The sequence below is a fragment of the Streptococcus pluranimalium genome, assembly GCF_047785745.1.
Classification (GTDB): Bacteria; Bacillota; Bacilli; order Lactobacillales; family Streptococcaceae; genus Streptococcus; species Streptococcus pluranimalium_B.
On sequence record NZ_JBLOJT010000072.1, the window covers coordinates 1 to 9,173 of the forward strand.

General features: G+C 37.6%; 5 protein-coding genes and 2 pseudogenes. 2 read left to right on the plus strand and 5 right to left on the minus strand.

The annotated features are described in order from the left end of the window. Positions 1–269: 269 nt before the first annotated feature. Positions 270–647 (minus strand): annotated as a pseudogene (locus tag ACMZ6U_RS07580) (transposase family protein); the annotation flags it as partial. A gap of 480 nt (positions 648–1,127) precedes the next feature. Between ACMZ6U_RS07580 and ltrA the strand changes: the two are divergent. Beyond that, on the plus strand, positions 1,128–2,786 hold the full coding sequence (gene ltrA, locus ACMZ6U_RS07585; RefSeq protein ID WP_416107610.1) for a group II intron reverse transcriptase/maturase: 1,659 nt from the start codon (positions 1,128–1,130) through the stop codon (positions 2,784–2,786). A 98-nt stretch (positions 2,787–2,884) separates the two neighbouring features. On the opposite strand, the pseudogene ACMZ6U_RS07590 reads toward ltrA, so the two are convergent. The 4 genes and pseudogenes from ACMZ6U_RS07590 to ACMZ6U_RS07605 all read right to left on the minus strand — a co-directional run. Beyond that, positions 2,885–3,351: pseudogene (locus ACMZ6U_RS07590) on the minus strand (transposase family protein); the annotation flags it as partial. A gap of 448 nt (positions 3,352–3,799) precedes the next feature. Beyond that, positions 3,800–4,834 carry a zinc-dependent alcohol dehydrogenase family protein gene (locus ACMZ6U_RS07595; RefSeq protein ID WP_416107612.1) on the minus strand — a complete coding sequence of 345 codons (1,035 nt, stop codon included), beginning with the start codon at positions 4,832–4,834 and terminating at the stop codon, positions 3,800–3,802. A 337-nt stretch (positions 4,835–5,171) separates the two neighbouring features. Then, positions 5,172–6,167: a polyprenyl synthetase family protein gene (locus ACMZ6U_RS07600; RefSeq protein WP_416107614.1), complete on the minus strand. Its 996-nt coding sequence runs from the start codon at positions 6,165–6,167 to the stop codon at positions 5,172–5,174. 147 nt (positions 6,168–6,314) lie between these two features. Then, entirely contained in the window at positions 6,315–8,234 is a 1,920-nt protein-coding gene (locus ACMZ6U_RS07605; RefSeq protein WP_416107616.1) for an NAD(P)/FAD-dependent oxidoreductase, read from the minus strand. A gap of 125 nt (positions 8,235–8,359) precedes the next feature. Here ACMZ6U_RS07605 and ACMZ6U_RS07610 point away from each other — a divergent pair, with 125 nt between their 5' ends. After that, a complete protein-coding gene (locus tag ACMZ6U_RS07610; protein WP_416107618.1) occupies positions 8,360–8,908 on the plus strand; it encodes a Gx transporter family protein in 549 nt (182 codons plus the stop codon). Positions 8,909–9,173: the final 265 nt, after the last annotated feature.

Consider the following 9,173-nt stretch of genomic DNA (forward strand, 5'->3'; position numbering starts at 1 on the left):
TAAATAGCAGCAATAATTATTATTGACTAAGCAATTTTCTCGAACTAATCAGATGTGCCATCCATATACTTCCTTGTTTTATAGCTAACTAGAGCTCCTTTTTTATACCTGCAATGGTTCCTGTTCAAACTTGAAATCTGTCACTAAGCTAGCATCATCTTGCGATTTAAACTGAGATAGATTAAAAAGTCTTAAATAGACTTCCTGAGAAACTAACTCCATAACTCAAAATTGATAATTCCAGCCACCAAGTTCATTCTTAAGTTAAATCACTTCTTATGATTTCGATAAGTAGTTGAAAAAATTTTAAATACCTTAACTTTTGCGAAGACATTCTCTCCCTTAATTTGAATGGAAGATAAAGCTCTGTTATAGGCCTTGTCTTTTTCAGTTAATGGACGGTATTTGCTAGATTTTCGGGGCGTTATAGCTTGAGGATAAATTTTGTTTAACCCTTGATAGCCACTATCTGATAAGATGACTTTGGCTGCTAGTAACGGACGACGGCTTAATCTAAAAAGTTTCATATCATGACAATTACTTATTGGTGCGACATGAAGTCGCTTAATTGAACTGTCTGGCATGATGACCAGACCAACTATTCCGTTAGTTGAGCCAAGTATCAACTGCATGTTCGTCATGTGGTAAGCTGATACGTAAGGTAGCCCTATGTTAAGGTCGAACCGTGAGGGAAGACCGATACTGCTAGCAACAAAGCGGTTAGGGAGCTAGGCTTGATGGTATGGCTAACAAATGTGAACCACTGTTAAATGTCGTTAAGTTGAACAGGCTAAAGTTGCTGATAAGCCTGAACCAAAAGGTGCGCAGTCGGATAACCCTTTCTATAGTAGGGTTACACGGACAGATGACTGTCGGCAGAGAGGTGGAGCCTAACCTATCATTTTGTTCATTAAGTGGAACATGGTAAGCCTGTATTGTTGCTTCTAGCAAGGCAAATCGTAAGAAATGCTGATAACAGTGCAGGTATAGGAAAATGGAAAAAGCGAATGCCATCTTGTAATGAGATGGATAGAGGTTCAAAATTTGCCTCAACTCGAAAGAGTGCAGACTTCCATTCGGTTTCTAATCACAAGAGAACTTGTAGAATTTTTGAAAGGAGAAAGCAAATGAACAGTAAAATGTGTGCTACTACTAACATAGCTAACAGTTGGGAAAGTATTGACTTTGTGACAGCTGAAATCTATGTAAAAAAACTACAAATGCGTATTGTGAAAGCGTGGAAGTTGAGTAAATTCAACCGAGTGAAATCACTCCAATATTTACTAACAACTTCATTCTATGCAAGAGCCTTGGCAGTGAAACGTGTCACTGAAAATCAAGGTAAAAAGACAAGTGGCGCTGATAAAGAGTTATGGTTAACACCTAACGCTAAATATCAAGCAATCAAGAAATTAAAGGTTAAGGGCTATCGTCCAAAACCACTAAGATGGGTATATATTCCTAAAAAAAATGGTAAGAAAAGACCTCTTAGTATTCCAACGATGACAGATAGAGCAATGCAGACATTATTTAAGTTCGCCCTAGAACCTATTGCAGAAACAACAGCAGACCCCAATTCTTATGGCTTTAGACCCAAAAGAAGTACTCAGGATGCTATTGAACAATGTTTCTCAGCTTTGAGTAAGCAAAAATCTGCTAAATGGGTTTTAGAAGGTGACATTAAAGGATGTTTTGATAATATCAGTCACGAGTGGATAATGAAAAACATTCCAATGAACAAGACAATACTTGGACAATGGTTGAAAAGTGGTTATATCGAAAATCGAAAGTTATTTCCAACAGAGTTTGGAAGTCCTCAAGGGTCACCAATCTCACCAATCATTTCAAATATGGTACTAGATGGTATTGAGAGGAAACTTTCAACGACATTTAGAAAGAAAAAGGTTAATGGTAAGGTCTATGCACCAAAAATTAATTTTGTTAGGTATGCGGATGACTTTATTGTTACAGGTGTCAGTAAGGAATTATTGGAAAACGAGGTTAAACCAGTCATTATCCAATTCTTGAAAGAACGTGGTTTGGAGTTATCGGAAGAAAAAACGTTGATAACTCATATCACGGACGGCTTTGATTTTCTGGGCGTAAATATTAGAATGTACGACGGAAAGTTACTAACCAAACCATCCAAAAAGAATTACGAAAGTATTGTTTCGAAAATCAGGGATATTACCAAAAACAACCCCTCGATGAAACAGGAGTTGTTAATCCGTAAGTTAAATCCTATTATTATAGGTTGGCTTAACTACCAAAAGCACAATGTTTCAACAGAAGCATTTCAAAGACTTGATTTTGATATCTATCAATGTCTATGGAAGTGGTGTGTCCGAAGACATCCTAAGAAGGGGAGAAAATGGGTTGCTAATAAATATTTTCATACTCTTGTTAGCCGTAGTTGGATTTTTAGTGTTCCAACTGCCGATACAATGGAAAATGGCGAGCCGTTCTATCTTAGATTGAAGTATGCTTCCGATACTGATATTCGCCGACATATTAAAATTAAGGCGGAAGCCAATCCGTTTGATGAACAATGGCAACTGTATTTTGAGGAACGACAAGAAAAGCAAATGCGACAGGAACTAAAAGGAAGACGTGTGATTAACGGACTATACTATAAACAAAAAGGGCTTTGTCCAGTTTGCGAATTGAAGATTACCAAAGAAACAGATTTCCGAGTTCATCAAACAGTAAAGAACCATAAACCAATAAAAACATTGGTACACCCTACTTGTCATAAAAATGTAAAAGAAAACACGCTGGTTCTCTAACGAGGACTTATAGAAGCTTGAGCCGTGTGAGGGGAAACTCTCATGCACGGTTCTTAGAGGGGAAGGAGGTCGCAAGACCTCTGACCTACTCGACCAGTATCTAAGAAATGTATCTTACCTTCGGATGAAACGATAGCTTGTGCTTTGATAGTATGGTACTTTTTCTTGCCTGAATCATTTAACTCTTGCTTTTTTGGGGACGACAAATGTTAACCTCTGTCGCATCAATAATGATAGTGTCCCCATCTTTGATAGTGGCTTTCCCAACATTGAAACCTCTACGAACAAGGGTCTTTTCAACCCAGTGGCTACGCCTAATGAGATTAGTTTCATGTACGCCAAAATCGGCCGCAATTTGCTCATAAGTACGGTATTCACGCAAATATTGAAGAGTTGCCATCAATAAATCTTCTAAAATCATTTTGGGGTTTCTGCCACCTTTTTGATGAAGTAGTTGATACTCTTCTTTCAAAATGTCGAGCATTTTTGAAAATGGACATCGTTCAACACCAACTAAGCGTTTAAAACGACTATCAGATAATTTTTGGCTGGATTCGTAGTTCATAGGTATATGATAAAACTTTTATAGAAAATAGTTTCGCAGGAAGTCTAATAAAAAAATAGCCTAAATAAGTTTAAAAAGCATCTATTTTCAAACGTTTATTTCATGCTGTTTTCAGCAGCAGGGTTAATTCTGGAGTCTTTGCTAAGCCGATTCAACTATAACGAAGACAGGGTCCCAAATTTTTAAATAATGTAGAGAAGGACTAAATCTCCCATCAGTATTTTCATCGGTAGTTCGAGAAGAATGAGTAAACTTTAATACATTTAATAGAAAGAAAACGTTTTAAAAAACAGTCCTCCTCTCAGCACATTAGCTCTAGCAAAAATAATCATAGCAGCAAATGAACGTGCACAACAAATAAACAATTACTATCATCATTCTAGAACAGCACAGATAAGAAAAAAAGTTGAGCATGTAAAAATCCTCAACTTTTTTAGGCTTATCTCATTTAAAAGACAATTAATGACTTAATAGCTTCTCGTTTATCCATTGCTTCATAAGCAGATTGAATATCATTCAAGATAAACTCTTGTGTAAAGACTTTCCCCGGATTAATTTGACCTGACAATACAGCATCAAGAAGAATTTTTTTATCAAATGTTGTTACCGAAGCAATGCCTCCACGAAGTCCAATATTCTTGAAGAAGAGTTGATTAGTGTTCATCTCTTCTTTTTGTGGAATACCTACGCGACCAACGATAGCTCCTGGACGGGCAATTTTAATAGCTGTATCCACAGATTGCTCTGTACCGACACATTCTAAAATAGCATCAACACCAGCGTTATTAGTCATTTCCATAACGCACTCAACAGCGTCATCACCACGCTCTTCGATAATATCTGTCGCACCGAATTCCTTAGCTAGCGCTTGACGATCAGGGTATTTACTCATAGCAATAATACGCTTAGCCCCAAGAAATTTAGCACCGATAATACCACAGAGACCTACGGCACCATCCCCCATGACTACAACTGTATCACCTGTTTTGACTTCAGCAGTATTAGCTGCATGGAAACCAGTCGCCATAACATCAGACAAGGTTAATAATGATTTCAACTGGTCATCTGAGTAATCTTCTGGTTGTCCAGGAATTTTCACCAAAGCCCAATCAGCATTTTGATAACGCAAATACTCTGCTTGATAACCGATAACAGGGCCTGATTTATAGTTTTGACAATCTCCATCAAAACCTGCCTTACAAGCTGCACAATAGCCACAACCATGTGTAAAAGGAACAACAACAAAATCACCAGGTTTGACATTAGTCACATCACTACCAACCTCTTCAACAATACCGATAGCTTCATGACCTGCATAAGTACCAGATTCTTTTTGAGAAATACCACGATACCACCATAAATCTGACCCACAGACACAAGCACGAACAATTCGGATGACGGCATCCGTTGGTTCTTCAATCCTTGATTTTTCTGTTTCTGTTACCGTCATTTCATACGGTTTGATAAAAGTTGCTACTTTCATAAGACACCTCTTTTCTTTTGCACATATTATACTCTTTTTTCAGTCATTAGAATAATAAAAGCAATTACCTTTAATGAAAAAGATAGAGGAAAAGAGAGTGGAACAAAGATCGGTAACTAGAAGAGTTCGATTCCCCTCACTCTTTATTTCTAGGTTCTGGCTGAAACGGTCTATCCTCAGACCGTTTCACTCCCACCTCCGCACAGTTGAATCGGGTTGTAAAAGCTGATCACATCAGCGCTTTAAAATCCACTCAATCACTGCATCTCACTTGGCTATCTGAATAACCGAAAAAGGCAGGGATTTTTGTCCCAGCCTCTTCTTGATAAAACTGCTATTAAAATTGTCGGTCCATTATTTTAAATAAAAAGCCCAATACTTGTTCTGCTTCATCAGCTGCTAAGAGCTTTTGACCTTGATTCTTCATTTTCACTAAGTAAGCCTTGATCAACTCTTCTGTTTTTTCAAAAGCTTTCGTCTCATTCAAGCGATTATATAAATTTTCCAATGATTCTTCTGACCATTTTTTTCCTTTAACAAATTGGAAATCCTTAGAAATTTGATGATCAATCTCTTTAGCTATTATGTAGGGAGCAGTGTAGATCCCATTTTGGACATCCTGCATTCTAGGCTTGCCAGATCGCTTCTTATCAACTTGGAAATCAATCAGATCATCACTGATTTGAAAAGCCATGCCAATGGATTGACCGAGATTATAGGCTAGACGAGATTCTCTTTTTGAAATTCCCTTCTCCCATGCTCCCAACTGACAAGCTAAGGCAAAAAGTAAGGCGGTCTTACCTTTAATTTGCTTTAAATAAGCCTTCATGGTCATCTCTTGATCAAATTGGTTCATTAATTGTGCCAACTCTCCTGCAAGAATCCTTTCAATAAGCTTATGATTCCCCAAATATTGATCATTTTTATCAATATCCAAGAGATTTGAAGCTTTCAATAAAAAACGATTAGCATAACTCAACAAATAGTCACCGGCATAAATCGCAATACGATTAGAAAAGGTTTTACTCATCACTTGCAGGCCGCGACGACTATCAGCTTCATCAATAACATCATCATGAATCAAGGTTGCTAAGTGTAATGTTTCTAGATAGGCAGCTAGGTAGAGCTTACCCTCTGTAATATATCCTGTCTTGGACTGAGACAGTAACAGGCACAAACCCGACCGTAAATACTTGCCAGGAGCTTCCATATAGGCAATAATTTTTTCTTTGACTTCTGGATGTATGACTGATAATTCAGAAATCATCAGTGATTTTACAGATTCTAGCCCTTTTTGAATCTCTGGAAAATCATTCCAAATGTGATGTACCACACAAAACTCCTTATTTATCTTAAAAATAGTCAATTTTAATTTTTCTTACTTAAAAATAAAGGCTATCTCAGGTTAGTCATTACAACTATCATGAGATAACCTTATTCTTATTATAACACGGATGTTTAAGAAATCCTAAAGTCTTTATTAGCGTTTATATAAATGTTTAGGCTTGCCGTAAATAAACTTGTCTAGTAGTCGTCCTAACCATGGCATAATCCAGTAATCAAGACCAAAAGAACGTCCTGCACCTGCCATCAAAGCAATAGCAACTGGAATAAACCAAACATTAACCCAAAAGAACATCCCTGAGAGACTGAACATAACAACAAAGGCTGCTGTTACAGCTGATACCAGCCAGACAAAGGCACCAACAATGAGAGCAAGACCAATTGCAATTTCAAGACAAGTCATCATTTTCTGTATGAAAAGAGCAACTTCTTGGTTTGGCAACATAAATTTCATGATAGCGGCAAACCAATCTGGCATTTCTTTTAACACTTGCATTGGTTCTTCACCATAAGCATAACTCAAACTAAAGATTTGGTGACCAGTTTCAGCAGTTGCTTGTGCTGCACCTTCTGCCGCTTGAGAAGCCCCTGATACTGCTTCAGATGAAGCTGCGGTTTCTGAAGCTCCTGAAGTTGCTTCAGAAACTTGTTGTAACCATGGGAATGGGAAGACAACCTTATCACCAAACCATGATTGCGTTCCAAAGAGACCAAAGGCTTTCTTAACCCCCTCAAACAACCAAACTGATCCGTAGAAAATACGAAGTGGCACTAACCACATGCGGTTCCCCTTGCTTGAAGTATGACTACCGAACATATTACGTCCGTCAGCAACGTCGAAGAATTCGTGGCGCATATATACTCCGATATTATAGAAACTACGGATTGTAAAGAAGTATAAAAGGTTGGTAAAATGTTTCATAGCACTTGCCATGAACCCTGATACATGGTACTTATCCATGACATAAGCAACTGTGTATTTCGCCCCGATGGAAATCAGAAAACCATCGTATTTACCTTTGAAGGCTTCTTTTTCACCACCACTAATAGCTGCGATAATATTATGAGCTGCCGTATGACCAGTTTGCTCAGCTGCTTGCACGGTTTGAGGAACTGGATGCCCTTCTTGTGAGCCATCTTCGTAGTACATGACGTCACCTGCAAGATAAACATTCTCTTTTCCTTGGGCCTCCATGTATTGGTTTGCAACAAGACGTCCTGCTCGCGCCTGTTCAATACCGAATTCAGCTGTATCTGTGTTTGCTTTAACACCTGCTGTCCAAATTGAGGTATATGTTGGAACAACGCGACCTGAAGAAAGGTGTAAGGCATCTTTTTCAACACTTGTTACACCGTCTGCAAGAATCAACTCAACACCTTTTTTCTCAAGATATTTGCGCGCTTTGGTTTGCTCTTTCTCTGTTACCATGTTGAGAATATTTGGCATAGCTTCAACTACTTTGAGTGAGAACTCTTTTGGATCAAGTTTGTAACGTTTCGCTAAAATTGGCACCCAGTCAATCAACTCACCAATCATTTCAATACCCGTAAAACCAGCACCAATAACAGTAAAGGTTAAAAGGGCACGACGTTTAGCGTCATCATGTTCACTCATAGCTTGCAAGCATGAGTGAACGATATGATCGTGCAATTTTTCTGCTGCTTCGATTGACCAAAGTGTAAAGCCATTTTCTTTAACACCTGGTGTGCCGAAGTCATTTGCTTCGCCACCCATTGCAAGAAGTAAGTAGTCAAAATCAAGTGTTTGATCTTCAGCAATAACTTGTTTGTTATCATAATCAATTGATACAACTTTATCTGTTACCAAATTAACTTTAGGATACTTTTTAAAGATACGTTGTAAATCGTATTTGATCGCTTCTGGTTCTACACGACCTGCTGCTACTTCATGCAGTTCAGTCATGTAAGTTTGGAAGGAATTTTTATCAATTAAAGTAATTGAAACATCTTTATCTTTTTTATATTTTTTAGCTAATTGACGAGCTGCAGTCACACCTGCATATCCAGCACCAACGACAACGATATTTTTTGTCACTGCTAAATCCCCCTATTGATTATTCATAATTCGCTTTCAATTATATCAAACTAGTTAGTATTAAACAATATAGTTTGAAAAAAAAATCACAATTTTTTCGATAGTTTTTATGATAAAATAGTTTTATGATACATTCCAACCGAAAATTAATGTTTATCACAATGCTGGTAGCCCAAGCGGTAGTTATTTCTTTTTTTGAACGTTTTATTCCAACACCTTTCTCGTTTGCTCCTGGCGCTAAGCTAGGACTAGGTAATCTGATTACTATTTTGTCCCTCTTTACTCTTCCAATCAAAGATAGTTCGAAAGTAGTCGCTTTTCGACTAGTCGTATCTACCTTTTTAAGTGGTACCTTTTCAACCTTTTTATATGGTCTTGCAGGAACGCTCTTTAGTTTTCTAATCATGCTATTCATCAAATCCCTAGGACCCAAACGCGTAAGTGTTATTGGAATTTCAGTTATGGGAGGAATCATGCACAACATTGGACAACTTGTCGTTTTCGCCCTCATTGGGCAATCCTGGTTAGTGTTAAACTATTTACCGATTTTATCTTTCAGTGGTATTCTTTCTGGCTTTTTCGTTGGTCTAGCAGGTAATTATCTCTTAACGAAATTAAAACCATTACAAGAATTTCAAAAAGCCCTACCCGACGGTTGGCACATCAAGTCATAATTTTTTATATCAAAGTACCCGTTGTGCTAGTTAACTTTTTGCCAAAATAAAAAACTTTGCATATCATAAACTCAAAACAACCACGAAATGAGTGAATGATATGCAAAGCCAACAACATTATCTCGCAAATCCCAATCAAACACAAGTTATTTTTTCAAAAATTTTACTAAAAATATCTACTCTTTATGAGCGTTTTGTACCATCGTCGGTTACAAATCGTCGTAATGTACACTTACAAAAGCAACCCGATGTCGTTATTAGAGCG